The sequence below is a fragment of the Chondromyces crocatus genome, from assembly GCF_001189295.1.
Classification (GTDB): domain Bacteria; phylum Myxococcota_A; class Polyangia; order Polyangiales; family Polyangiaceae; genus Chondromyces; species Chondromyces crocatus.
This window is the reverse complement of sequence record NZ_CP012159.1, coordinates 5,669,352-5,693,831: the sequence shown is the minus strand read 5'-3', so window position 1 is coordinate 5,693,831 and position 24,480 is coordinate 5,669,352. Positions and strand designations below refer to the sequence as shown.

The 24,480-nt window shown below is 67.6% G+C and carries 17 protein-coding genes; 3 read left to right on the top strand and 14 right to left on the bottom strand.

The window, feature by feature from the left end; all coding sequences use genetic code 11:
• Positions 1-27 precede the first annotated feature (27 nt).
• The 13 genes from CMC5_RS20830 to CMC5_RS20765 form a co-directional block, all read right to left on the bottom strand.
• A complete protein-coding gene (locus CMC5_RS20830; protein ID WP_156338753.1) occupies positions 28-1,194 on the bottom strand; it encodes a hypothetical protein in 1,167 nt (388 codons plus the stop codon).
• Positions 1,195-1,309: 115 nt separating this feature from the next.
• Entirely contained in the window at positions 1,310-2,920 is a 1,611-nt protein-coding gene (locus CMC5_RS20825; protein WP_050432055.1) for a hypothetical protein, read from the bottom strand.
• A gap of 120 nt (positions 2,921-3,040) precedes the next feature.
• Entirely contained in the window at positions 3,041-3,475 is a 435-nt protein-coding gene (locus CMC5_RS20820) for a Mov34/MPN/PAD-1 family protein (RefSeq protein ID WP_281180887.1), read from the bottom strand.
• Between the two features lie 56 nt (positions 3,476-3,531).
• On the bottom strand, positions 3,532-5,157 hold the full coding sequence (locus CMC5_RS42785) for a ThiF family adenylyltransferase (RefSeq protein WP_156338751.1): 1,626 nt from the start codon (positions 5,155-5,157) through the stop codon (positions 3,532-3,534).
• A 125-nt stretch (positions 5,158-5,282) separates the two neighbouring features.
• Positions 5,283-6,335, bottom strand: a complete 1,053-nt coding sequence (locus CMC5_RS20805) for a cyclic GMP-AMP synthase DncV-like nucleotidyltransferase (RefSeq protein WP_050432051.1) — start codon at positions 6,333-6,335, stop codon at positions 5,283-5,285.
• Between the two features lie 155 nt (positions 6,336-6,490).
• Positions 6,491-6,775 (bottom strand): DUF3892 domain-containing protein, encoded by a 285-nt coding sequence (locus CMC5_RS20800; protein ID WP_050432050.1) that lies wholly within the window; start codon positions 6,773-6,775, stop codon positions 6,491-6,493.
• Between the two features lie 155 nt (positions 6,776-6,930).
• Complete coding sequence (locus CMC5_RS20795; protein ID WP_063796610.1) at positions 6,931-7,812, bottom strand: serine/threonine-protein kinase; 882 nt, start codon at positions 7,810-7,812, stop codon at positions 6,931-6,933.
• Positions 7,813-7,826: 14 nt separating this feature from the next.
• Positions 7,827-8,705 carry an RNA polymerase sigma factor gene (locus CMC5_RS20790; RefSeq protein WP_218920290.1) on the bottom strand — a complete coding sequence of 293 codons (879 nt, stop codon included), beginning with the start codon at positions 8,703-8,705 and terminating at the stop codon, positions 7,827-7,829.
• Between the two features lie 7 nt (positions 8,706-8,712).
• Positions 8,713-10,512 (bottom strand): SAVED domain-containing protein, encoded by a 1,800-nt coding sequence (locus tag CMC5_RS20785; RefSeq protein ID WP_050432047.1) that lies wholly within the window; start codon positions 10,510-10,512, stop codon positions 8,713-8,715.
• 89 nt (positions 10,513-10,601) lie between these two features.
• Complete coding sequence (locus CMC5_RS20780; protein WP_050432046.1) at positions 10,602-14,114, bottom strand: serine/threonine-protein kinase; 3,513 nt, start codon at positions 14,112-14,114, stop codon at positions 10,602-10,604.
• Between the two features lie 1,326 nt (positions 14,115-15,440).
• On the bottom strand, positions 15,441-16,640 hold the full coding sequence (locus CMC5_RS20775; RefSeq protein WP_050432045.1) for a LamG domain-containing protein: 1,200 nt from the start codon (positions 16,638-16,640) through the stop codon (positions 15,441-15,443).
• The gene (locus CMC5_RS44750) at positions 16,637-16,822 is read right to left on the bottom strand and encodes a hypothetical protein (RefSeq protein ID WP_156338749.1); all 186 of its coding nucleotides are present in this window, start codon (positions 16,820-16,822) and stop codon (positions 16,637-16,639) included. Before CMC5_RS44750 ends, CMC5_RS20775 begins: the two co-directional genes overlap by 4 nt.
• Before the next feature lie 175 nt (positions 16,823-16,997).
• Positions 16,998-18,194 carry a hypothetical protein gene (locus tag CMC5_RS20765; RefSeq protein ID WP_156338748.1) on the bottom strand — a complete coding sequence of 399 codons (1,197 nt, stop codon included), beginning with the start codon at positions 18,192-18,194 and terminating at the stop codon, positions 16,998-17,000.
• A 236-nt stretch (positions 18,195-18,430) separates the two neighbouring features.
• On the opposite strand from CMC5_RS20765, the gene CMC5_RS46590 reads away from it, so the two are divergent.
• On the top strand, positions 18,431-20,383 hold the full coding sequence (locus CMC5_RS46590) for a hypothetical protein (protein WP_156338747.1): 1,953 nt from the start codon (positions 18,431-18,433) through the stop codon (positions 20,381-20,383).
• Positions 20,384-20,404: 21 nt separating this feature from the next.
• Here CMC5_RS46590 and CMC5_RS20755 read toward each other — a convergent pair whose 3' ends face one another.
• Positions 20,405-21,385 (bottom strand): 1,4-dihydroxy-2-naphthoyl-CoA synthase, encoded by a 981-nt coding sequence (locus CMC5_RS20755; RefSeq protein ID WP_050432041.1) that lies wholly within the window; start codon positions 21,383-21,385, stop codon positions 20,405-20,407.
• 210 nt (positions 21,386-21,595) lie between these two features.
• On the opposite strand from CMC5_RS20755, the gene CMC5_RS20750 reads away from it, so the two are divergent.
• Both CMC5_RS20750 and CMC5_RS46585 read left to right on the top strand, forming a co-directional pair.
• Positions 21,596-22,945, top strand: coding sequence for an STAS domain-containing protein (locus tag CMC5_RS20750; protein WP_050432040.1), 1,350 nt, complete (start codon positions 21,596-21,598; stop codon positions 22,943-22,945).
• Between the two features lie 84 nt (positions 22,946-23,029).
• Positions 23,030-24,289 (top strand): hypothetical protein, encoded by a 1,260-nt coding sequence (locus CMC5_RS46585; RefSeq protein ID WP_063796320.1) that lies wholly within the window; start codon positions 23,030-23,032, stop codon positions 24,287-24,289.
• The last annotated feature ends 191 nt before the right edge of the window (positions 24,290-24,480 follow it).

Genomic DNA, 24,480 nt, shown 5'->3' with positions numbered 1-24,480 from the left:
GCTTTCGAGAGGACGGCTCGGCTGCTTTCAGGGGCCGCCCAGGGTCGGGGTGCGCCAGTCGTCATCGTTGTCGAGCAGCAAGCCGGTGTTGAGCTCCACCTCGAGGCCGGAGAACACCGTGACGTAGAGGGCGAGGTAGAAAAGATGGCCGCGGAAGGAGCCATTGTTCGCCACGGTGTTGCCGACGAGCATCGTCGCCGCCTGGGAGAGGTCGACCAGCGTCCCTTCGGGGAGCGGCGGGTTCGGCCGCGTTCCCGGGAACAGCTGACCGTTCAGGTAGAGCTTCCATCGCTCGGCGGGATCGGGGTCCGAGGTGTTCAGGATCACGTGGATCACCGCACGACCCGTCGGGAACGAGAGGGGCCAGGTGCTGGCTTCCTGCTCGTTCATGCTCAGGCGGACGCGCGTCGGCGTGGTGAGGAACGAGAGGCCGAGCCGCTCGCTGGTGCCGACGTCGAGCGAGAAGAGCCGGGGGATGTCGTTGCTGATGCTCGCGATGTCGACCACGGCCTCCAGGGTGAGCACGCGAGCCCCTGCCAGGGCGTCCTGGAGCTTGGTCCCTGGCACGGACGCCGAGGCCCTCCCCGCGCTGTTCATGTCGGCCCAGCTCAAGCCTCGCCGGTTCGTCCACGCCTCGATGAAGGACAGGTTGCTCCCGTAGTCGAGCGCGAGGTCGACGGGCCCAGGCGCAGAATCCCGCAGCACGGCCGGCGCAGTCCCCGTCGCCGCTTCGTTGATGAAGTACCGCGCCAGGAGCGCGCGATCCACGAGCGCCGTGCCCCCGCAGTCCTTGTCGCGCGTCGGCTCGTCCGTCTCCGTGTCCGGCACGACCTCGCCTTCACACGGCCCCCAGTAGCCATCTTCGAGGCAATGCTGCGTGCCCCCCTTGCAGATGCCAACGCCTTCCGTCCCAGGATATCCGGTGTAGCAATCCCGCTTGCCGTCCTGCGCCGCACAGGGCTCTCCGCCGCCGGCCCCTCCGAGGCCCCCTCCACTTCCCCCCGCGCCCGCACCGTTCCCACCGGCGCCGCCGGAAGCCGCATCGGCACCTCCGCCCCCCACCCCCGACGCCTGGTTCCCTTCCGTGATCTCGAACCCATCCAGCCCGGAGAGCACATGACAGGCTCCGACGAGCAACAGCGTCCCGGCAGCCGCTACTCCCCCCGTCCACCGTGTCCTGCGCGCAGCATCCATCCTTCATCCTCCGAGGCGTCACCTTCCGGAGTACCACCACCTCCCGCGCGCAGAACCGGATTTCAGCGGGGTCGACGCCGATGACCGACGACGCTCCGCGTCGACCCAGCCAGGCTCAGACTTGCTCCAGTAGCATCGCGTAGCTCTCGATTTTCCCGAGCAGGTAAGCATCCAAGCCTTTGAGCTGGTGGTCGAGAAAGGCCGTGAACTCGATGGCGTGGCACATCCGCTGAATGGCTTTGTTGATGTCCGCCGGCGAGCCTGATCGCGCCGACGTGACAGCGCACGGCGAGTACTCCGACGCGATGAGATCGGGTCTTACTCTCGGAAATACCTCGAACCCTTTGTTGTAGTCCACCACGCGGGCGGCGATCGCGGGCTCGTAGAGGACATTGCGGCGCTGGCCGAGCGTTCGGAAGTTCATGGCGAAAGTGTCGAGGTCGGGCATTCCCAGGGCGGGCTCTTGCAGTTCCAGATCGAGTCTCTGGTACGTGGCGCGGTGCCGCTGCTGTTCGGCCGTGGATGAAGGAAAGAGCTGGATTGCGTCGAGGAGCTTCATCCCGAGGTCTCCTGTGACGGGTGGCCGGCACAAGGCATACACGCCCCGCATGTCGAGGGTGACCCAGCGCAGAGCGAACTCGGACTGGACCAGCTCGGCACGCCTTGCTTGCTCCACGCTGCCCTCCACGAAGGCCGAAGCCCACTGTTCTCGCACGTACCAGACGCCCAGATGGGTACCGAGGTACTCCTCCGAGGGTTCTACCTCCCGTGTTTCGAGGAACGCCTTCACATCGGGCGGGACAGCCCCCAGCGTCACCAGCGTGATGACGTTGCGGCTGGCCGGAGCGCCTCGTCGGCGTGAACTCTTGAGAGCGTCGTCGACCGCCAGGAAGGAGTCAGTGAACCCCTTCTGCTCACCAAGGACATGATGGACGCGCTTCTTCTCGTCCGGCCCCGCTGCGTCGAGGCAGTACCAGTAACTGACGTCATTCAACCGGTTCGTGTTTGTCCTGACGATCGTCTCTTTGACGTCGGATCTGGGGAGCGGCAGTTCCTTGCAGACCGAGAGACGCGCGTGCCAGCGCTCGATCTCCTGGTGAAGGCTCATGAACAAGTCTGCGCTCGCGGAGGTGAGCAAAAAGATCGACCGCTGAAAATCGCCCCTGCACTCCGCGACCAGATTCTGGCCGACGCTGCCGACGATGCCCATTTCCGACTCCTTGCGGGGCCGTGCGCGAAACCAGTCCAGCCCGACCCCTGCAAACTCACAAAGAAATACCTCATTATGGGCATCATCGAGCAGGAAGACCCTCACCTTGCGCCGGCGGTCTCCACGAGCGAACTCGCGCTGCTTCGCCAGCCAGCCTTCTTCGGGCCGGATGCGGTGAAGCTCGGTGCCAGCGGTGGCTTCTCGGATGGTATCCCTGGACATGGGCTCGCCACCCACGAGCGTATGCCAGAGGTTCTCACGCTGTGGCTCGATCTCGCCCTCGGCTGCACGCAGGAAATCTCGCTCGAGCCGATCGCAGAACAGGGTCTTGCCACTGCCCTGAGCGCCGTGGATGAGCAGGATCGCGGCGTCTCCCCTCTCGTAGACGCCCGTGAACGCATCCTCGAACGGGGCCGCCAGCGGTCGCCAGTGATCGAGCCGTACCTGGTACGTCGAGAACTGTGCGAGGTGCTCGGCACGGGTGGGGAATCGCAACCGTCGGTAGAGAGGGGCCATGCGCAGGCTCCGTATTACCATGAGAGTCATGACTCGGCCCGGCTATCGTGCGTGCGGTATCTGACGGCAACGAAAGGTCAGCGCCTGCCACTTGCAACCGGATCACGCCAAGCAGTTCAGTCAGGTCGGCGCATGCTGCACGGCCTCCAGGCGGGCGAGTCTGCCTGTGCCCCGAAACCCTTCCCAGGCAGCGGTCTCCACCTGCCCGACGATGACGAAGAACATGGACTCGCTATCGACCTGGTCCTTCACCAGCCGCTTGCGCCAGTCCGCAAGATCGACCGACGAAGGTGAAGGGTGACGCTCCGGATGGGTATGCCATTCTCCCAGGTAGACACATGTCTTGCGGCTTGTTCGCCATATCTCGTCGAGAAAGCGCTGATGCGGCTTCTGGCTTCGATGAAAGCTGTAGCGGCTCTGCCTGTCCCCAGGCATTGGCTCGGTGACGAGGTCGACGACCACGTCACGGCTCCCTCGAATGTGACGACCGACGAGAACCCCACCGGCCTCGAGCGCATGCGGGTCGTGCTGCGCGCGGCCTCCCATGACCCTCACCACCGCTGCATCGAGCTTGAAGCGGGCGCCTCCTTCACGGAGAAAAACGAGGGCGGTCACGTCGACCGCCCCCCGCAACACCGGCACCCCTCACGCGCGTAGGACGACCCGCAGGTCCCCTGGCCCACGCTCTGCCGATCGTAGCGCGCGGAAGTCCGGAAGCCGGCGCCATGGAATGCCGTCGCGTCCCCCCTCCACGAGCGCAGCGGATGGCCCAGGACGCGACCGTCCAGGGTTTCGATGGCCAGCCTCGCAGCCAGGTTGGCCGTCTCTCGAGCATCGAGATCCCCATAGGGAACGAACGCACTGGAACAGGTCCGATCACGACTGGCAAAACGCTGTCCTGGCGCGGCGTAGTCCGCCCGGTTCACGAGTCCGAACTCGGGATCGTCCTCGAAGAGGCACTCGAAACAACCCGAAGCGCCCGCTTTGCGGGTGTTGGTGAGTACAGCGTGCCCTCCCAGACCATGAGGTTCGATCCATGCGTAGATCACGGCTGGTGTCAGCGGCTGCATGACGAGGTGCGCGTTGAGTCCCAGGCATCCTGTCACATCACCTGTCGTCACCACGACGAGAGAACTCCCGTCCAGCTTCACGACACCATCACGAAGCGCCACCTCGAAGTTGCTCGCGACGTCTGTGATCTCGATCCGCGGGATTTTGGTCTCCAGCTCTTGCTTCAAGGCGAAGACCTTGCTTTGGGTGCCCACGCCACTTCGTCCCAGCACATGGCGAAATGTGTTCGTCGGCAAAAATGGGTCAGGATCCACGAGCGTCAGCCGTCCAACGCCGGCCCAGGCGAGGCAACTGGCCAGGTGTCCTCCAAGGGCACCACAGCCGACGATCACGACGTGCGCCCCCTTCACGGAAGGCGCGGTCACCAGCCGCCCTTGCAATGCATGGGGATCCGCGCGTACAAGCGCCACACGCGAGAGCGAGCCTCGAAGCTCATGACTCCTGATGCGACGACGACGAGACGCCGATCTGGGAGCGTCCAACCACAGTCCCAGCAAAGCCCTCCCGCCTGCGGCCCTTGGAATGCCTAGAATCAGGAACTGCTTGTACCCGCGAGTGTGCCTCGCTCTCCCGAGGCGTTCCCGATTCGCAGCGGATACGTGCGTCTCCATGAGGTCGTGCAGCGCCGCATCGGAGTCGATGTCCCCAGGATGGAAATCCCGGTCCGAGAGAAGGCTCGGTTCGAGGGGAACATACAGCCCGTTCTGCTCGCTCCACGTGCCATTACGAAACAGCGGAGACATCTCTTCGAGCGCGCCCCGATCAGCAGCGACCCCACTGGGTATCCCGTGGAACACAATGATCTTTCGAGCCACTTCATCAGGAGCGACGTTGCAGTGAAGGCGCTGACGCGTAGCCCACCAGTACGACTCGCATTCGTCGAACAGTTCGAGGCGATTCTCCCCCTTCATTCCTGCCTCGATCGTCCGGCGAGCTTGCGCCAACGTTTCACGCAGAATCTGAGCCGGTCGATGACGATCGAGAACCAGGCCTTCACGGTCGAAGCAACAGATGCGGCCATCCTCCTCCACATGCGGGAGGAGAGCCTCTTCGCCATGAGATAGATGAAAAATGTCGGGCAACCTCAAGGGGAAACCCGCACTCAGCCCCACGCCGATGCGCACCCGCGTCGAGCCGATCTGCCACGCTCCTTCCAGGCCGCTCACGAGGGAGCGGCCCTTTCCCCATACGTCGCCCAGGCGCCCCTTGGGCAGCCGACACGCATCCTCCAGAATGCCATCCTGGATGAGGTCATCCAGGATGATATCGTATCGGGCCTGGCTCAGTATCGTCACCCCGAGGCCCCCGAATGCGTGATGGCCTTGCGACGTGGCGAGCCGGTATCGTCCTTCGGCGGTACGGGGAAATCGTCCCCGAATTCTCGCTGAAGCGTCATACAGGCCGTGTGCGGATCCGGGTCGCTCTGCGCCTCACGCAGCGCTTCGAGCAGCGTCTCGACACGGCCGTGAAACTGGCGCATCTGCTCCGCCGTCATGCGAGCGCAAAGATCGTCGAACGGTTCCACAGGGCACCTGACCACGAGGCGCGGATAACGCTCGCCTTGCGAGTCTTCTGTGAAACTGAATTGACGGAGCAATGCGTCGAGAAACAGGATCAGCGCACCCAAGGTATCACGCTGAGGATCCCCCTCCGCCATCGTCGTCGCCGGCGTGAACCAGTGAAGCGCAGCCACCGCCAGCGCGATCCCACGCGGAGCAGACTGCCCCTCACGTGAGAATCGGTGATCCTTCCACCGCTTCAGGGCGCGGATGGCCTGACGAAACTGTCGCCCATCGTCCCCAATGAATCGATTGTTGATCTTGTCCGTAAGCTCCTCAGGGGCCGATGGCGACCACTCCTGGTGCTCCTTCGCGGAATGTTCTTTCCCCCGGGCCAGATACATCTTCCCGTCCGGGTTTCGCTGGGCCTTCGAGTACACCGCGAGATCGACGTGATACTTCGGTTCCCCGCCCTCCACGTAGGTCACGGTCACGCAGGACTTACGCATCTCGACGCTCGTCGTATGATCCTCGACGGCCCTCAATACCCACTTCTTGACCTCGACAGGCGTATGATCACTCGTCGGAAGATCGAATTCGATCCCGACGTCAATATCGTATTCGCCTCCGCCGATAGGCTTTACACCCGTTCCGATGTCGTAGCTGCCTTGATTGAAGTCGCGATAGGAAGGGATGTCGACGCCTTGGTTTCGCTGCTCCTTGATGCCTTCGCTCAGGCGACGAAGTATCCTCTCGCGCTTCTCTGCCAGAGTCGCATTCTCGTGGTACCTGCGCAGCTTGATGGTCTCATCGAACGACTCGAATTGCTTCTGTACGTTGGCCATGCTCTCTCCCTTTGAACGAATCCCTGCCGTCAGAGCACCGAGGTTCAGTGCAAGTCATGCGGCGGGGCTTCGGATACCGAACCAGGGCTGGGCGGCAGGGCAGTGACAGAGATTGTCCTCTTCTCCCTGCCACCGAGCACCTGCTCCTCGTGTGCCTAGCGGCACTCTCTCAGCGACAGCAGGTTGTTCGGCTGTTCGCCGTCATTCTCCGTCTTGAGGTACTTCTTCCCGTTCCGTGAACCCACGACGACCTCCACACGAGGCCCCCCGGGTTCCTTGACGTAGTAGCTCTTCCGCCCGGTCTCGATGTTGGCAATCGCCTCCTGCTGCGTGTCCTGCCAGCGACTGCCTTGGTATTCACCACCGATTGCCAAGATTCGCTGGTGTGCCTCCGTCTGACCCGACGTGATGACGCAGTCCACCCGACGCTCGTTTGCCATTGCCATTCTCCTCGTGATGCAGGGGCTTGCCGTAGGCCTCGTGGCCCCGACACATCCCTCACCAGGAAAGGATGCGCTTCGTCGAGGAACCGATCGCCGTCTCGTTCATTCGGAGGTTCATTTTTCGCGGTACGCAGGTGGTCCACGCATCTGCCTCAGTGCGCCCCCTGTCCCGCGAGCGCCTTCCGCACCTGGTGCATGGTGGGCCTCGACGCTGCCTTCTTGCTCAACATGCAGGCCACGAGGTCCCGGAGCGGCGCCGAGGCCCGGCCATCGAGGCAGTCCAGCGGCGGCGGCTCCAGCAGGTGAAGCCCCATCCAGTCCTTGCGCTGCTCGGCTTCGAACGGCAAACGCCCCACCAGCATCCGGAAAAGGATCACCCCGAGGGCATAGACATCCGCTTTGGCGTCGACGTCCTTCGCCCGCACCCATTGCTCCGGGGCCATGTACTCCCAGGTGCCGATCACATCGTCCCCCCCGGTGGAAACAGGAAACATCCCCGTCGGCGTGACGTTCGCCATCGAGCCCGGACCGACCCCCCCGCGGAGCAGCTTGGCAAGACCGAGATCGGTCAGCTTCAAGTCCGCGGTGGCCAGGTCGTGCTCCGCCAGCAGGAGGTTTTCCGGCTTCAGATCGCGGTGAACGATGCCTCGATCATGCAGCACCGAGAGCGCCTCTGCGATCTGCATGGCTATCCGTGTCGCGACCTCGCTCGACAGCCCTGACGGAGCACGCCCCAGTTCCCCCTCCAGCGTCTTCGGGAGCCACTCCAGCACCATGTAGGGAGGCCCCTCCGGCGTCGTCCCCCACGCAAAGAGTGAAACGATGCGCGCATGACGCACCTGTTCGAGGGCCTGCGCTTCATTGTGGAAGCGGGTGACCACGTCCACGTGCAAGCACAGCTCTACGAGCATCAGCTTCAACGCTGCTGGATGGCCATCGCCCACGTGTCGCGCCTCGTAGACGTCGCTCGTCGCCCCCTCCGCAGCATGCCGCACCACCTCGTAATCCCCGATGCGCGCCCCTGGTGAAAGCATGAGCACCTCCTGTTTCAATGGCTCTCCTCGGTCCCCTCGGAGGAGGCCCAGAGCGCGCGGATCTGGTCGATCCAGGTCAGCATCGATTGCAGCTCGTCTCCACCTTCGGGATGCTCGGCGAGAAAGGCCGCTCGGTCCACACTCACCCCACTTTCGCAGCGGCGCAGGTAGACGAGCAGCGCCTCCACCGCCCCTTCGGATACCGGCGGCTCGCCTTGGTCGACGGACGGCTCCTCGTTCATTACCTGCCGCAACCGCTTCATCCCTCGTGCCAGAAGGCCACCGATGGCGTTTGGCGACTTGCCCATCTTCTGAGCGACCTCTGCAACGGGAAATCCCTTCAGGTGGCATAGCCAGATCGCTTGGCTCTGCTCCTCAGGGAGATGCTGGTAAAGCGACGCGAGGAGCTTTTGATGTTGCTCGCTCCTGGCCATCACCTGACTCGCGCTGGCCTCCGGGCTGGGCAGCTCGGCGCACGCATCCTCCAGAGGGATCGTGTGGCCTCCTCGCTTCTTCGTCCTGCCGGCACGCTGACTCTCCAGGAGGCAGTTCTTGAGGATCTCCTTCAACCAGACCGTCCACTCGCCTTCCGAGGTCCCCTTGAACGTTACGAACCGCTCGAAGGCGCGCTTTGCCGTGTTCTGCGCGATGTCCGAGGGTCGCGTCGTTCCAGGCTGCCCCCGCCCCTGCTGCTCCGCCCAGGTCCCCACCTTCGGTCGATACCGGCGGAACAGCTCCTCGAACGCGCCTTGCTTGCCAGCCCGAGCGCGCTCGATGAGCTCTTCCACGGAGAGTTCCCGAACCTCGCCCCGATCCGCGGCCCGACTCCGCTGAGCGTTCACGTCTCCAGCCACCCCTTCCTGGCGCTCTCCAGTGCCCTCACCGTCCCCCATCCCCATTCTAACGTGCCGTCTGCTCCGCGGCTGCGCGCAGCACGTCGAGGATCGCATCCCCGTTCCGCTCGCGCACCCCTTCAATCAGCTCGGCGAGGGAAAAGTCGATCCGGACGCCATGTCTGTGGAGGCGACCTTGATGATAAACGCATAGCTCGGGCGTCATCATCCGGGAGGCATCCAGGGGATAATAGACACGCTCATCCTGCGACAATGGCGTGGGGCCGGCCAGCTCGATGATTGGACGCTGGGCGAGGAGTGCCAAAACCTCGGTGAGGCCGGCGTCCCGGAGCACCGCGGCTTCGAGGAGCAGGTACTGCCAGTACCAGATGAGATACCGGTTGAGACGACGCACCTGGATCATCCGCAGGGGCTGACCATCGTCGTCGAAGGCCCACATCGTCTCCGTAGCGATTCGGATCAACGCTTGAAAGAAGCGCGCGGGCCTGTCGATTTCGTCGGGAGAGACCAACTCCGTGAGGGAGCGCTCGTAGAGCATTCCCCAGACATCGGCGTGGTAGTCGGCCTCCTCGAGCACCTTGGGGAACCGACCGATCCCCTTGCTCAGCGTCCGGGTCAGCCCCTGCTGACCGCGGTGGACCGCCTCGTGAAGGACCAGCATCCGGAGGGCGCGCCGCCGCCTGTCCTCTTCGGGGAGTCGTTGCGCGAGCCGGGCCAGCCACCGATCGTCAATCTGCCATTCATTGGCCGGGTTGAGGCGAAAGCTGTCCTCCACGCTCGTCGTCGCGACATCGATCCGGGTCTGCTTCAGCGGCGTCTTGCACAAGGGTGGCAGCTTCCGCCACATCCCGCTGAACGCCGCGAGGCCAGCCGGTTCCGCCAGCACCGAACCAGGCCACTCGACTTCCTGATCCTTCTCTTCCCGCCGGATCTGCCCCCGCATGCGATCGAAGTCCTGCGCCAGGTTGACGCGGTCACGCGCGGCCAGGTTCACCTCCTCGTCGTTCAGTGCGATGGGTTCGGGCGATCGAGGCCCATTGATGAGCAGCGCGGGCGCATGGAATGGCTCGACCCCGCTGCTGCGCGTATACTGATAGGTCTGAACGGCAGGGTGCATCGTCTTGCTGATCTGGGCGCCGAGCAGGAGTGCCATCCCCGTCTGCACCGACGCGAACAGGTGAACCCTCTGCACGCGAGGGAAGCGGTCACCGATGCAATCGAGCGTTTGCCGGAAGGCCTTGGCGACCTCGAACATCTCCTCCATCGACGTGAACGCATCCTCGGAAGGATGCTCCAGCGCGATGTCGACCTCGACCAGCACCGGCTCGGGGACGACCTGCCGTGTGATGTACTGATCGACCTGGTGAGAGGTCGATATCCGGATGATTGCCTCGCCAGGCGAGTGGTCTTTGAAATCGGGGAGCGTGACCGGCAGGAGACGCGCCGGCCTCCCTTCTGGTGACGAGCGCCAGCCCCATGATCGGGCGTCGTGATGGCGCGGCACGACCTCGGTCCGCTGCCAGGTCTCCAGCAAGTAGCCGAGATACAGTGTCAGCGGGATGGATGACGAGCCGAAGTAGAGGATGCTGTAGTCCGGGTGTTTTTCCCGGAGTGGCTTCACGCTCGCGTGGAACTGCTCGTCGAGCGCGCGCTGCTCCGCGCTCCAGTTCCTCGGCGCCCCCGGAGGGCGGAAGGACTCGGCATGGTTGAGTTCGACGATCCGATACGGGATGTCCCGGTAGGCTTCCGGTCGCGCATCGGTCATCTCGGTGGGGTTGATGTTCAGCAGTTCCGGCTGAGCGAGGAGAATCAGGCCACGGGGCAGTGTGTCTTCGGAGGTATGCATGAGGCTCCATGAGCGACCACCACGGGGAACGGTCCGCTATTCCAGGAAGATGCCGTTCCGCGCCGAGTCGATCGGTGGCAGCGACGATTTCAGAGAGACGTGGGTTCCGGTTCCCCGGAGTCCCCCTCGACCGCTCGGGGCGCTCGCCCTGGCCTACCCCGCCCTCCTTCCGGCCCAGCGAGCCGCTGGAAGCGCACATCCTCGGCGTCCAGGCGCAGGAACGGCGCGAGCAGCGCATGCCGCTCGGCCCTCACGGCGGCCTCCGCAGCGCGATCCCCCTCCGCCGCGGCCAGTGCCTCCAGTCCGTGAAGGCTCTTGCCCAGCACCAGTGCGTAGACCTTCCGGTCGGGATCTCCCTCGTGCAGCTTCCGGCTCAGTGCGCGTGCGGCGTCGCCGTGCTGACGGGCCACGCCATGCTCCCCTTGCGCGAGCCCGAGCGTGGCCGCCTCCGCATGGATGCACGCCAGGATGTGGTGGGTGTATGTGTCGGCCGACGCGGATCGGGCGAGCGGCGCCTGGATGGCCATCGCCTCGTCGAGCGCCGCGCCCGCGCGCCCCAGCTCCCCCCGGGTGATCGCCACCCCGGCCTGCGCCACGAGCGCCTGCGCCAGCAAGCTCTGGTTGTACTCGTCCCTTGCGAGGCCCCGGAGCCGCCCGATCGCCTCGTCGTGGCGCCGGGCCGCGCCTTCCAGATCGCCCCTCGCCAGCAAAAGCTCCGCTTGCTCCAAGGTGCTCGTCGCGAGCGTGCGGTTGAAGTCGTCGATGTCCTGTCCGGCCCCCGGAGCGGTCCCGAGCAACGCCAGCGATGCATCGACATGACGCTGAGCGTCGTCCAGCCGATCCCGCGCCAGCGCCACCTTGCCCCGCTTCGACTCGTTGAGAGCGAGCTGGAGCCCCCACCAGCGCGCTTCCTGGCTCACGGCGCGAGCCCGCTCCAGCTCTGCCCGCGCCTCGCCGTAGTAGCGCTCGGCGACCGCCAGGGAGTCATTGTACCAGTACAGATCGCCGAGGCGATGCTTCGTGGAGATCACGCGCGCACGGACCTCCGGCTTCCGCAGGTCGGCCTCGGGCAGCGACTGCAGCGCCTCGTCGATGCCGCTCAAGAGCTTGCGGCGCCTGGCGAGGATCCCCGGGACCCGGCCGAGCTTCCAGTCGATGTCCGAGATCTGCTCCGCCGCGCCGACGAGGCGGTGGAGCGTGTGCTCCGCGCGCTGGAAGTTCGCCTCGGCCGCGCGCTGTTGCACGAGGGCGTAGACGCCGCCCGCCACGATCACGGTCCCGGTGAGGATCACCAGCCCCTCGATCCGTCGCTTCCGCACGCGCGCTCGCCGGTCTCGCAGGGCGGCCTCCTCCAGGCATCGCTGCGCCAGCGGGTTCACCGGAGGGCGGGGAACACCTCGGCGCAGGCTCTCCTCGAACGCTTCCCGGTACCGCGCCATGGCGGCCTCCGAGGGGAGATCGCTCTGCGCGCATCCAGCGCGTTCCCAGATCCGTGCGGCCTCCTCCAGCGCCGAGAGTTGCTCGAGGCGCGCACGCTCCTCGTCGAGCCATCGCGAGATCGCTGGCACCTGCGAGAGCAAGGCATCGTGGATGAACGCCACCTCCTGGTCGGCAGGGTCCGTCTCGGCCTCGCCGGAGAGGGAGATCAGCCGCATTCCGGCCCCATGCGCGGCGTCCATGGCAGCCCCGGTGCCGGCGAGACGCAGCAACACCTCCTCCGCGAGCGCGTCGTTCCCCGCCGCCGCCAGCACATCGGAGCGCTTGCGGACACGGCACGCGTCGGGTGCCTCTGAGTCGACCTGGACCAAGCTCAGGACGAGCCACTTCGCGCGCTCGCGTCCCTCCGCACCCAGCGTCTCGAGCAGCGCCTCGGCATGCTTCCCGAGAGCACCGCCCACCCCGCCGAATGCGGTGTAGCGCTGCTCCAGGCTCGACGCCTCACGGTCGTCGGGGGACCAGAGTGCCTGGAGCGCGTGCCCGAGCAGCAGGAGCCGACACGACGCACGCGCGGCGTCACGCACCATCTGGCCTGCCAGCCGACTGGAGAGTTCGAGCCCAGCACGCCTGCCCATGCCCTGCGTGACCGCTGTCAGGGCGACCTCGTCCACGGGGGGCAGGTGATACCTGGACGCTCGGTTGAGCCGGCGTGAAAGCCTCGGCAGCCGGTCCAGGCCCTGGAGGAAATCGCTGCGGAGTGTCGTGAGGAGGCACAGGCGTGTTCCCTCTTGATCGAGCGCATCGTCCAGGAGGGCGTCGACGAGCGCGGCCTGCTCGACGCCGGTCGTGAACAGCTCCTCCATCTGCTCGATGACCACGAGCAGCATGCGCTCCGGCGGAACCTGGTCGGCGAACGCTCGGAGAGCCCCGGGCTCGTCGCGCAGGGTGGCCGTGATCTCCTCGACGGGATGCGAGCGTCCATCGCCCGCGAGGGCCTCGCTCAGCGCCTGGGCCAGAGCGCCCAGAGGATCGGGCGAAGGGCGCATCCAGGCGACGGACCAGAGAGCCCCGTTCCGGGCCTGCTCGTCCTGCAACCGGGGGCGAACGCCGGCCTGCACCAGCGACGACTTCCCGACGCCGCTCGACCCCTCGATCTGGACCCACCGCACAGGTCCGCTGCGCGCTCCATCGAGGCGCTCCAGGATCTCGGCCGTCTCCACGTGTCGCCCGAAGAAAAGCTCGGCCTGGTGCTCGGAGAAGGGCTCCAGACCCGGAAAGGGACACACGCTCCGGTCGCGTCGCCATGGCTCGGCGAGGGCCTCACGGCAACGCGCCATCGTGGGCCGCTCCCGGGGCTCCTTGGCGAGCATGGCATCGACGAGCACGCACAGCCCCCCTGAAACCTCGGCACGCAACGTGCGCAGCGAAGGAGCCTGCTCCTTCGCATGCTTGGTGGCGAACGCCACGGCATCGTCAGCCTCGAACGGCAACCGCCCCGTGATCAGCTCGAAGAGGACCACACCGAGGGCATAAACATCCGACTTGCCGTCCACCTCCGCCGCGCCCAGCGCTTGCTCCGGGGCCATGTACGGCGCAGTTCCCATCTGCACGAGCTCTGCCGTCTGGACCTGCGTATCGATCCCTCCCGTTGGCGCGGGAGGGACCTTGGCAATCCCGAAGTCGAGCACCTTCACGGTGAGCCCAGGGCTGGAGGCCTCGTCCTTCGAGATGACCATGATGTTGGCAGGCTTGAGATCGCGGTGAACGATGCCCTTCTCGTGAACGTGGGCCATGGCCGCCGCGAGCTGCTGCGCGATCGAGAGGGCTGTCTCCAGCTTCGTCGGGCCGTCCTGAACCGCCATCCAGTCCCGCAGGGAGAGCCCTTCGAGAAGTTCCATCACCAGGAAGGGGGTGCCATCCTCGAGACGCTCGCAGGAGGTGACCTCGACGATGCCCGGGTGCCGGAGCATCGTGAGCGCCCTGCCCTCTTGAACGAAGCGCGCGATGGTCTGGGGGTGGCTCGCAGCTTCCTCGGAGAGCACCTTGAGCGCGACGACTCGCTCCGAACACGCGTCCTTTACTGCAAAGACCTGGCCCATTCCGCCGTGACCCAGGGGATGGAGCACACGGTAGGGGCCGAGCTGAGCGCCAACCTGAACCCCCATGCGAGCCACACTGTAATCAGCTCCCGCGCTCGCAAGAAGCGCCACGTGGCGTGGGGACGTCATTCGTCGTGGGGTCCGCGGGAGCGTGGTTTGCAGGTTCGCGGCGCGGGCGATACATGGCGTCGCGTGTGATGCCGATGCGGACCTGGCTGGACGATCGAAGGCAACGCGATCGGGTCGGTAGGTGAATGTCACGAGGTCTCCACGCGGAATGGACAGATGACGGACTGCGGAAGGCTGAAGGCGCCGGAACAAACCCTGCTTGCCTCGGAGTCATCGCTCGTCACAGGGCGAGCAAGAAGCAGTCCAGCCGTCTGCAGACGCCTCAAGGCCGCGGCTTGTCCCGTGAGCGGCCAGCGCGTCGTCTCGACGGCGGCAGGGGAACATGACAACGACGCAACGCTGGCCACTCATGGCGCAACTCCGGCTCGCATCTGGCCCAGGCTGGCCACACAGATGTCACCGCCCGATGCTTCCGGCCGCCTTCCCTCTCATCCCGCTCCTATCCCCCTCTCATCCTCTCCAGCGCCACTCCCACGCCCCCCGACGTCACGATGCTCGCGTCATCTTTCGCCGGTAGACACTCGAGCATTTCGCCCCCACCCCGGACGCTCCAGCGCCCTCCTCCCCCGTTCCCGCCCACATTCCAGCCGCCAGGAATCCCCCCTGTCACGTCAACCCCAGGGAGGTTCCCCGCCAGAGCATGCCCCCTCTCCCTCGTTGACGGCCCCATTCACGCCCCCAGACCCCCTCCCACCGCGTGCCGACAGCGTTCCCGCCCCTCCGAATCCCCCCTGCAACGGATTCCGACACCATTCGGTGTAGGGTGAATCACACCGTCAACGATGGACGGGGGCATTCCACGGGTCCGAATCCCCCCTGCATCGAGGCGATGCCGGAGGCATTCTCCCCCTCGGAATCCCCCCCGCAGCCGCTGCCCCCCAGGTTCCGACGCAGAATCCCCCCGTCATCGGACGCCCGGCGCCCTCGGCGGGGTCGGAATCCCCCCGGCATCCGACGTGGAGGGACTTCCACCGGCAGGAATGGGTCCGGCAACGACGGGGTGACGGGGTCGAACGCGGTGGGGCGTCGGCGCCTCCGCCAGGCTCGGCCCCCCGACGGCCTGACACTGCCCTCACCGAGGCTGGCACTGCCCCCGACCAGGACCGGCACTGCCCCAGCTCACCAGCTTCCCTCACCAGAGAATGACCCGAACCGGCCAGCGCCCCCGCTTCCCGGCGTGGGTGCTCGGCTCAGGCCCGATGGTCAGAGTCCATCCCCCTCGATGCCGCCGCCCTCGACGCCGCCCCTGCCGCCGCTGCCCCCCTACGACCCGCCGCCGCTCCCTCCGCCGCCGTTCCCACCTTCACCGCCGCTGCCCCCACCGCCGCCCTCGCCGCCTCCTCCACCGACGCCGTCGCTGCCGGGGCGCACGTGGCTGTCGTCGTCCTCGATCAGCACCGCGGCGTTGTGCTGGAGCTCGGAGTCCGTCAGCGGCCTCCCGTAGATCGCGGCGTAGAAGATCGTCCCCTGGAAGGAGGCGTTGCCCGGGTAGCGGTTGCCGAGGACGAGGGTGGAGGTCACCGTCCCCGCGTCGAGCTTCGTGCCTTGCTCGGGCGGAGGGTTGGCGGCGACGCCTGGTACGAGCTGGCCGTTGCGGTAGAGCTTCCAACGATCGCTTTCGGTGTCGAGGGTCGTGTCCATCACCAGGTGCAGGACGGCGCGGTTGGCGACGAACGCGGAGGAGCCCCAGCGCATGGCAGGCTGGTCGTTCAGCAGCAGGTCCATCGTGCGGGCGTCGTCGCTCAGGACGATGGCCAGGCGGCTCTTCGCGTCGACGTAGTCGCCGAGCACCACGAGGCCCGAGGCGTCGCCGCTGTCGCGCAGGTCGGTCACCAGCTCGAGGGTCAGCGCCTGGGCCTGGTCGAGGCCGCGCGCGACCTTGGTGAAGAAGGGCTGGGCGACGGCGTAGCCCGCGCGATCGAAGGCGGACCAGGAGAGGCCGACGCGACCGAGGCCATCCTGCAGGAAGGCCAGGTTGGTCCCGTAGGTGATCGAGGCGCGCAGCGGGCTCGGGGCGGCGTCACGCAGCTCGGTCGGGTCCCGCCCCGAGGGCGCCTCGTTGATCAGGTAGCGGACCAGCAGCTCGGTGTCGGTGAGGGCGGTGCCGCCGCAGTCGGCGTCCAGCGCGCCGCCCAGGGTTTCGGAGACCGGGGTCACTTCGCCGGTGCACGGGCCCCAGGTGCCCAGCGGCGTGCAGGTCATCGTCCCGGCCTTGCAGGCGCCCAGGTCCTCGGTGCCGGCAGGGCCGGTGTAGCAAGGCGTGCTCTGGGACGGCGCGCACACGCCCTCGGGGCGGTCGACGGGCGTGTCGCCGACGATGGAGAAGTCATCCAGGCCGGTGATGGCGCTGCACGCGAGGGTCGACACGATCAGGCCGCCCACCGCTGCGCCGAGGAGCCATGGCGCGCTTCTGCCAGAGCGATGCATCACTTCCTCCACGAGCACCGAACGCCTCTTCTTCACGAGGGTCTCTTCTCCACGAGCACCGAGCGCATTGTCTCTACGAGCGCCTCGTCTCCACGAGCACCGAGCGCCTCGTCTCCGCGAGCGCCGAGAGTCTTCTCCACGAGCACCGAGCGCCTCTTCTCCACGAGCACCGAGCGCCTCTTCTTCACAAGCGCCTCTTCTCCACGAGCACCGAGCACCTCGTCTCCATCAGCGCCTCGTCTCCAGCAGCGCCTCGTCTCCAGCAGCGCCTCGTCTCCATCAGCGCATCTCCCCACATGGACCGAGCGCCCCAGGGCGCAGGGGTCCATCGGTCACGATAACGCAGGAGGTGGTGTCCGGTCGCGAGGGCTGGTGGTCACGGTCCGCGATCCGTCAGGGGGCGTCGTCGTTGGCGAGGAGGGCGGTCGCGTTGTTGCGCAGCTCCAACGATGACAGTGCGCGCGTGTAGATGGCTGCGTAGTGCAAGGTTGCCTCGGGGGAGCGGAGGCCCTGGCCGGCGTTCCCCAGGAGGAACACCACGCTCGATGCCAGGTCGAACATCGTGTCACGCGCGGGAGGGGTGCCCTTCGCCTCCTGCAGGATGCCGTCGAGGTAGAATCGGCGCCGGTTGCTGGCGGTCTCCTGCGTGGTGTCGATCGCGATCTGCAGGACGCTTCGCCCGGTGGTGTTCATGTTGATGGGGAGCTGGCCGACCATGCTGCCGTTCACGTAGAGGCGAGGCTCTTCCAGCTCGTTGAACCTCACCGAGAGGCGGTCGGCGGAGAAGTCGAGGGCGTCGGTGCCGATGAAGAACAGGGTCATGTTCGCGTCGGTGCCGTCGACGTCGAGCACGAACTCCAGTGTGGCGGCCTTCTGCGAGCCGAGGCGCTGCTGGATCTTGCCGCCCGTGAGGTGGGCCCACGCCATGGCGTTGGTGGCGCGCGTGGGCCAGCGCAGGCCTCGCTGGCCGGGGCTGGGCTCCGTGAAGAACAGCGCGGCACCTCCGGTATCGAGCGCGAGGTTCATCGGGTTGCTGGCCGAGTCGAAGAGCTGCCCGGCTCCCAGCCCGGTGGCCGCCTCGTTGATGAGGTAGCGGACCAGGAGATCGCCATCGACGAGGGTGGTGCCGCCGCAGTCGTCGTCCAGGTCGTTGAAGATCAGCTCGGGGCTCGGGGTGATCTCGCCCTCGCACTCACCCCAGGTCCTCTCGTCCGTGCAGGTGCTGACACCCACCCGGCAGACGCCCACGCCCTCGGTGCCGGTCGGGCCGGTGTAGCAGGACCTCGTGGTGCCGGGTTGGCAGGGTCCGTGGCCGCCGTTGCCACCTTCCCCGCCGCTGGAGACCACCACGCCGCCGTTGCCGCCGGAGGCTCCTGCCCCGCCTTGACCCCCCGGGCCACTCCCGGCGGTGCCGGTGACGCTGCCAGCGCCGGCGCCCGAGCCGATCTCGAAGTCGTCGAGGCCGCTCAGGGCGCTGCACGCCGCGCTGAGGAAACCCATGCCGCAGAACAGGAGGGCCGTCGTGCCCTGCCACCGCGTGCCCATCACCGACATCCACGCCTCCAGACGCTCGCGCGTCGCACGGCGCACCCGCGTCTCACCACGTCACCCTCGCGTGGCCCTGTGTCGCGACCAGGTCGAACGCGCATCGGGCCATGTGGACAGGCTACCAGGGAGACGCGCCAGAGGATCGATGGAGCGTGCGTCCAGCGTGCTCGCCATGCGGGTTCGAGAGGGTCGAGCGCAGTGGATCGTCGATGAGGGTGCACGGTTCCGCTCCCCAGGGAATGCTTGACAGAGCTGCGTGGGTGACCACGGATCCTGGGATGCCTCCGCTTCGTCACCTCGCCACGGGCCTCGTCTCGCTGACCTTGCTCCAGGGCCTCGGCTGCTCGGAAGACCGCCCTGCTCCGAGCGGGACGACGACCAGCGCAGGCACGGGGGGCACCGGAGCGAGCGCTGGCGACGGGGGCGCTGGAGGTGGCGGGGGCGACGGGGTCGGTGGTGCTGCACCCGGAGAAGGCGGGGCGGGCGGCAGCGGTGGTCAGGGGGGCGGCGGCGGGGCGGGAGGGGATGGTGGAGACGCGGGCGCCGGCGGCGATGGCGGGTCGGGTGGTGAGGGGGGCGCTGGAGGCGGCAGCGCTCAGGGAACGTGGCGATGGATGAACCCGGAGGCGTTTCAGCACACCCCTCTGGCGATCACCTCACGGGGCACAGGCGATGTGCTGCTGGTCGGGCAGGCGGGTGGGGTCTGGACGCGAGGCGCTGCGGGGTGGGAGCTGCTCTCGAGCGGCACGTCGGCGACGCTCAACGACGTGGTCACGTTGCCCTCGGGCACGTCGTATGCGGTGGGCTCTGGCGGGACGGTGATCGCGATCGAGGGGTCGACCATCACCCCGATGGTCACCGGGGTGACCGATACGCTGCGCGCGGTCGGGATCACCACGTCAGGGGTGGTGGTGGCGACGGGCGGGAGGGCGCTGCTCGCGCTGCAAGGGAACACGTGGGTGTCACTGGGGCAGACGCCGTTCGACTTCACGACGGTGCACGCGATCTTCGGCGAGAGCGCAGACGATCTGCTGGTGGTGACGCCGAACGTGGTGATGCGCTGGAACGGGACGTCGTGGGCTTCGGACTACACGGGGCCGTCGAATGCGGGCGCGATGACGCCGATGGGGCCCGTGCTGCTCCGCAACGACACGTCCCACATGCGCACCGGGGTCGGGACGTGGGAGGCGCTGCCGGTGTGCACGGGGTGCAACCTGTTCCGCTTCGAGAGAGGCTCGGGCGGGGCGGTGGTGTGGGGGAAGGAGGCCCTCGCTCTACCGCGCCGGTACGCGCTCGGGCCGGGTGGCTGGACGCTGCTGGAGGAGCTGGACTGGAACCAGCAGCCGTTCCATGCGGTGAGCGACGGGGGCACGGTGTGGCTGCTCGGCGCCGGGCAGGTGGCGTCCACGGGGGGCTACCGGTCGCGTACGCAGGATTTCCGGAGCGTGTGGACCGACGCACCAGGGCACGTGTTCGCGGCAGGCTACGAGCCGCCGGCGTTCTCACTGCCGGGATCGCAGCCGCTCCTGGAGATCACGGCGGGCTCGTTCGTCGAGGGGCCGCAGGCGTTCTCGGTGCACGGGTACGGTCCGGGTCAGGTGGTGATCGGGGCGCCCGGGTCCAGGATCGGGCGGCTCGTGGGCGGGATGTGGACCTATGAGGACGTCGATTTCAGTCCGTCGAGCGGCTACGAGGTGAGCAAGGTGTTCGCCGTGAGCAGCGAGGCGATGATCGTCGCTGGCTTGAACGGCTTCGGCAACACGCTGGGGGCCGTCCGGAGCGCGTCGGGCTGGACGTCGGTCGGCAGCGGCGGAGACCGCGGGGTGTACTCGCCGGGTGGCGGCGTTCACTACCTGGCCTACGCGGAGGGGATCCGGCGGGTGGAGGGCGGGCAGTCGAGCACCGTGTACCTGTCCGACGTGCGGGCGGTGCACGGGGCCGACGCGCAGCACGTGTACGCTTGCGCGGGGCAGCACGTGTACGAGATCTCGGGCGGGACGGCGGTGCAGGTCGGGGGCGCGCAGGCCGTGGGGTGCTGGGCGCTCTGGGTGGCGGGGCCGAACGATCTGTTCGTCGCGACGACGCTGGGGCAGGTGCTCCGCGGCGATGGCACGGGGTGGACGGGGATGGGGTTCCCGTCGTCGCTGTCGGTCCTGGCGATGTGGGGGACGTCGGCGAGCGATGTCTGGGCGGTGGGACGCCAAGGGGCGCTGCTGCGCCATTCGCCGTGAGGGTGGGACCGCCTCGCGCCGTCAGTAATGCCAGGGGAACTTGTCGAAGTCGGGGCGGCGCTTCTCGAGGAAGGCGTCGCGGCCCTCCTGGGCTTCGTCGGTGCCGTAGGCGAGGCGGGTGGCCTCGCCAGCGAAGAGCTGCTGGCCGAGGATGCCGTCGTCGGGGAGGTTGAAGCCGTACTTGAGCATGCGCATGGCGGTGGGGCTCTTGCCGTTGATGATGCTGGCCCAGCGGAGGGCTTCTTCCTCGAGCTGGGCATGGGGGACGGCGCGGTTGATGGCGCCCATCGCGGCGGCCTCGTCGGCGGAGTACTCCTCGCCGAGGAAGAAGATCTCGCGGGCCTTCTTCTGGCCGACCTGGCGCGCGAGGAGGGCGGAGCCGTAGCCGCTGTCGAAGCTGGCGACGTCGGGGTCGGTCTGCTTGAAGCGGGCGTGCTCGCGGCTGGCGAGGGTGAGGTCGCAGACGACGTGGAGGCTGTGGCCTCCGCCGGCTGCCCAGCCAGGGACGACGGCGATCACCACCTTGGGCATGAAGCGGATGAGGCGCTGGACTTCGAGGATGTGGAGGCGGCCGAGGCGGCCGGCGTCGATCTTGGCCTGGGCCGCGGCGTTGACGCCCGTGTCGCCTCCAGCGCGCGCGTCGTGGGGGACGCCAGCGGCGGCGCTCGGCGTGTCGGTCGACGGGGTGGTCTCGTAGCGGTAGCCGTCTCGACCGCGGATGCGCTGGTCGCCGCCCGAGCAGAAGGCCCAGCCACCGTCCTTCGGCGAAGGGCCGTTGCCCGTGATGAGCACGCAGCCGACGTCCGCCGAGATGCGGGCATGATCGAGGGCGGTGTAGAGCTCGTCGACGGTGCGGGGGCGGAAGGCGTTGCGCACCTCGGGGCGGTTGAAGGCCACGCGGACCGTGCCTTGGTCGACGGCGCGGTGGTAGGTGATGTCCTCGAACTTCAGGCCCTCGACCTCGCGCCAGCGCGCGGGGTCGAAGATGGCAGACACGGTCATGGCTCCTCCTCGCCGCGAACGACGTCGGGGCGCTCGCCACGGAGGGTGTCCGGGCGCTCGCCGCGGACGCCGTCCGGGTGCGGCGATCTACCCCCGAGGGGGGGCGCTGGACAAGGTGACGGTCACCGGAGCGCAGGGGGATGGCTCACGTCGGGCGCCGTGTCGGGTGCCACGTGACAAGCCGGCGTCGGCGGCCAGACAATCGGCGGCATGATGGAATCACTGGTCGACGAGCCGGTGCGCACGGTGCTGGACGCGCTCTCCACGCCGGTGGCCTTGCTCGACGCCGACAGGGTCATCGTCCACCTGAACGAGGCGTGGCGCTCGACGTTCCAGAACGGGACGACAGCCGCAGGCGAGGAGTTCCAGATCGGTCGGCCGTACGGGGTGTGCGTGGGCGATGCGGTGGGAGCGGGCACGGACGACGAGGGGGCGATCGATGCGGCGATGCAAGGGGTGCGCAGCGAGCGGATGTCGCGGCACGAGGGCGGTGGAGAGCGGTGGTGGATCCACACCCGGGTGATGCCGCACGGTCACGGGACGCAGCGGGGGGTGCTGATCGAGAAGGAGGACGTGTCGGAGCGGATGGATCCGGAGGGCACGGCGATGAGCTACCAGGCCGTGCTGCACGCGGTGCACTTCGCGGCGTCGCGCTTCCTGGATGGCTCCCCCTGGGAGACTCGCATCCAGGAGGTGCTTCGGCGGCTCGGGGAGGCGCTGTCGGTGAGCCGGGTGTACGTGTTCGAGCGCTCGACCGGAAGGCACGGGGGCGAGGTGTTCCGCCATCGCTACGAGTGGGTGACGGCAGGGCTGAGCGGGCAGCTCGACGATCCGGCGTGGCAGGAGGTGGACGTCGACGCGCTGGGGATGACGGACTGGGTGGAGCTGTTCGAGGGCGGTCACCTCGTGCAAGGGGTGGTGCGCTCGATGCCCGAGCCGCTGCGGAGCGCGCTGTCGGTGAACGGGGTGCTCGCGCTGGCACTGGTACCGGTCTACGCGGGGAAGCTCTGGTGGGGGGCGCTCGGGGTGGACGAGTGCACGTCGGAGCGGGCCTGGACGCTGCCCGAGCTGGAGGCGCTGCGCGCGGCGGCCGGGCTGCTGGGGGCGGCCATCGAGGGAAGGTGGACACGCGAGGAGCTCGAGCGCGGGGTGGTGCAAGCGGAGTACGCGCGAGGTCAGGAGGAGATGCTGCGCGCGCTGGAGGCGCCAATCTTGCCGGTGCACGATCGGGTGCTGGTCATGCCCATCGTGGGGGATCTGCGCGTGGAGCGGCTCGCACGGGCGCAGGAGGCGCTGCTGCAAGGGACGGTGGCGCGCGGGGCCGAGGCGGTGATCCTGGATCTGACCGGAATGCGGCATGTCGAGGAGGGGAGCATCGCCGGGCTGACCCGCATGGCCCGCGCGGTGCGCCTGCTCGGCGCGACGGTGATCTTGACGGGCATTGCACCGGAGGTGGCCCAGGCGCTCACGCTCTGCGGGAGTGATCTGAACGGTCTCGCGACATGCAGCAATTTGCAGGCAGGGATCGCAAAGGCAATTCAGCTCGCCCGGCGGCGTTGAATCGTGGTGTAGGCAGAGCGCCCCCTTGAACACCTGAGCACCGTCTGGCACCCTGCGCGCCCTTCGGAGATCCCAGATACAGTCATGGCTCGACCCGCAAAAGCTCAGTCCGCCCCCTCCTCCACCATCTCACCGGCCGCCGCCTACACGGCTTACGGTCGCGTGGAAGACAAACTGATCGCCCTCACACCCGAGGAGCTGGTCACCGTTTACGTCGAGGTGCCGCGCGCGGTGAACTCGGTCCTCGCGGCGCTGCCGCACCTGCGCGCGCTGCGCGAGGAGATCGTTCAGAACCTGCCGAAGCATCCGATCGATGCGCTGGACCAGCTCGAGGATTACGCGCTGGCCGCGTGGTACGCCGATCTGTTGTACACGACGCCCGCCGCCGAGGTGGACCCCAAGAAGGTCGCCGAGGAAGCGGAGGCGCTGCGCGAGGGGTTGCTCGTGGCCGCCGAGGCGCTGGCCTACCGGAAGCTGCTCGACCCGGTGCGCGTGGGCGCCATCCGCAAGGGGACGGGGCAGAACGAGCTGGGGGCGGACCTGACGGCACTCGTGGAGGTGTTCCGCGAAGGGTGGGACAAGATCCGTTCGAAGACGGCCGTCGAAGACGCCGAGCTGGAGCGCGCCGGGGAGCTGGGGCTGCGGCTGGTGATGGTCGGCAACAACCCGGGCGAGGCGCCGAAGATCACCGACGCGGGAGAGCGTCGCTCGCGAGCGATCAGCCTGGTGGCGAAGGCCTACGAGGAGTGCCGACGGGCAGCGGCGTACCTGCGCTGGCACGATGGCGGTGAGGGGGAGCTGGCGCCGTCGCTGCTGCAGAAGCCGCGAGGCCGGAAGCCGAAGGGCGGTGACGGAGCTGCCGAGGGCGCGGCCGAGGGCGGCGCCGAGAAGAGCGAGGACGCCGAGCAGAGCGCAGAAGCCGAGAAGGCTGAAGGCGAGCAGGGCGCTGGAGAGAAGAGCGAGGGGGAGAAGGCTCCCGCCGAGAAGGCGCCGACCGAGAAGGCGGCGCCGAAGCGTGGCAAGGCCGCCGCAGCAGAGAAAGCCGCCGCAGCGGAGAAGGCTGCTGCCGAGAAGGCTGCTGCCGAGAAAGCTGCCGCGGAGAAGGCCGGGGATGAGCCGGCGGGAGCAGGGGCCGACGAGGCTGCTGCTTCGCCGGCAGACGCAGCGCTGACCGACGTCGCGCATGCCGACGCCGAGCAGGTAGCGCCGGATGCTGTCGTCGCTGAGCCCGCGACGCCTGCGACCGCGGAGCCCGTGCCCGCCGCCAAGCCGCAAGAGACGAAGCCCGCCGAGGCGACGGCAGCTCCCGTCACTCAAGGTCAACTCCGCCTCGGGGGTGATTGAACCCGAGGGGCACCTCCGCTCGGGCGAGCCATCCCGAGCGCTGGTGACTCCTCGGGTATGAAGCGAGGGTCCGCGTCACGTTCACGTGCCGGATCCACGAGCCAGGGCAGGGACACGGTTCCCTGCCTTTCGTTTTGTGGTCGGCGTTCTTCCTTCGTCGCGCCCCTCGGGTGAGTCCGAAGGCGAGGACG

Bases quoted from the DNA above. Each gene is read 5' to 3' on its own strand.
- CMC5_RS46585 (WP_063796320.1), top strand. From the start codon at position 23,030: ATGGCTCGACCCGCAAAAGCTCAGTCCGCCCCCTCCTCCACCATCTCA.
- CMC5_RS20755 (WP_050432041.1), bottom strand. From the start codon at position 21,385: ATGACCGTGTCTGCCATCTTCGACCCCGCGCGCTGGCGCGAGGTCGAG.
- CMC5_RS46590 (WP_156338747.1), top strand. From the start codon at position 18,431: ATGCCTCCGCTTCGTCACCTCGCCACGGGCCTCGTCTCGCTGACCTTG.
- CMC5_RS20825 (WP_050432055.1), bottom strand. From the start codon at position 2,920: ATGGCCCCTCTCTACCGACGGTTGCGATTCCCCACCCGTGCCGAGCAC.
- CMC5_RS20795 (WP_063796610.1), bottom strand. From the start codon at position 7,812: ATGCTTTCACCAGGGGCGCGCATCGGGGATTACGAGGTGGTGCGGCAT.
- CMC5_RS20750 (WP_050432040.1), top strand. From the start codon at position 21,596: ATGATGGAATCACTGGTCGACGAGCCGGTGCGCACGGTGCTGGACGCG.
- CMC5_RS20800 (WP_050432050.1), bottom strand. From the start codon at position 6,775: ATGGCAAACGAGCGTCGGGTGGACTGCGTCATCACGTCGGGTCAGACG.
- CMC5_RS20830 (WP_156338753.1), bottom strand. From the start codon at position 1,194: ATGGATGCTGCGCGCAGGACACGGTGGACGGGGGGAGTAGCGGCTGCC.
- CMC5_RS20790 (WP_218920290.1), bottom strand. From the start codon at position 8,705: ATGGGGGACGGTGAGGGCACTGGAGAGCGCCAGGAAGGGGTGGCTGGA.
- CMC5_RS20805 (WP_050432051.1), bottom strand. From the start codon at position 6,335: ATGGCCAACGTACAGAAGCAATTCGAGTCGTTCGATGAGACCATCAAG.
- CMC5_RS20785 (WP_050432047.1), bottom strand. From the start codon at position 10,512: ATGCATACCTCCGAAGACACACTGCCCCGTGGCCTGATTCTCCTCGCT.
- CMC5_RS20780 (WP_050432046.1), bottom strand. From the start codon at position 14,114: ATGGGGGTTCAGGTTGGCGCTCAGCTCGGCCCCTACCGTGTGCTCCAT.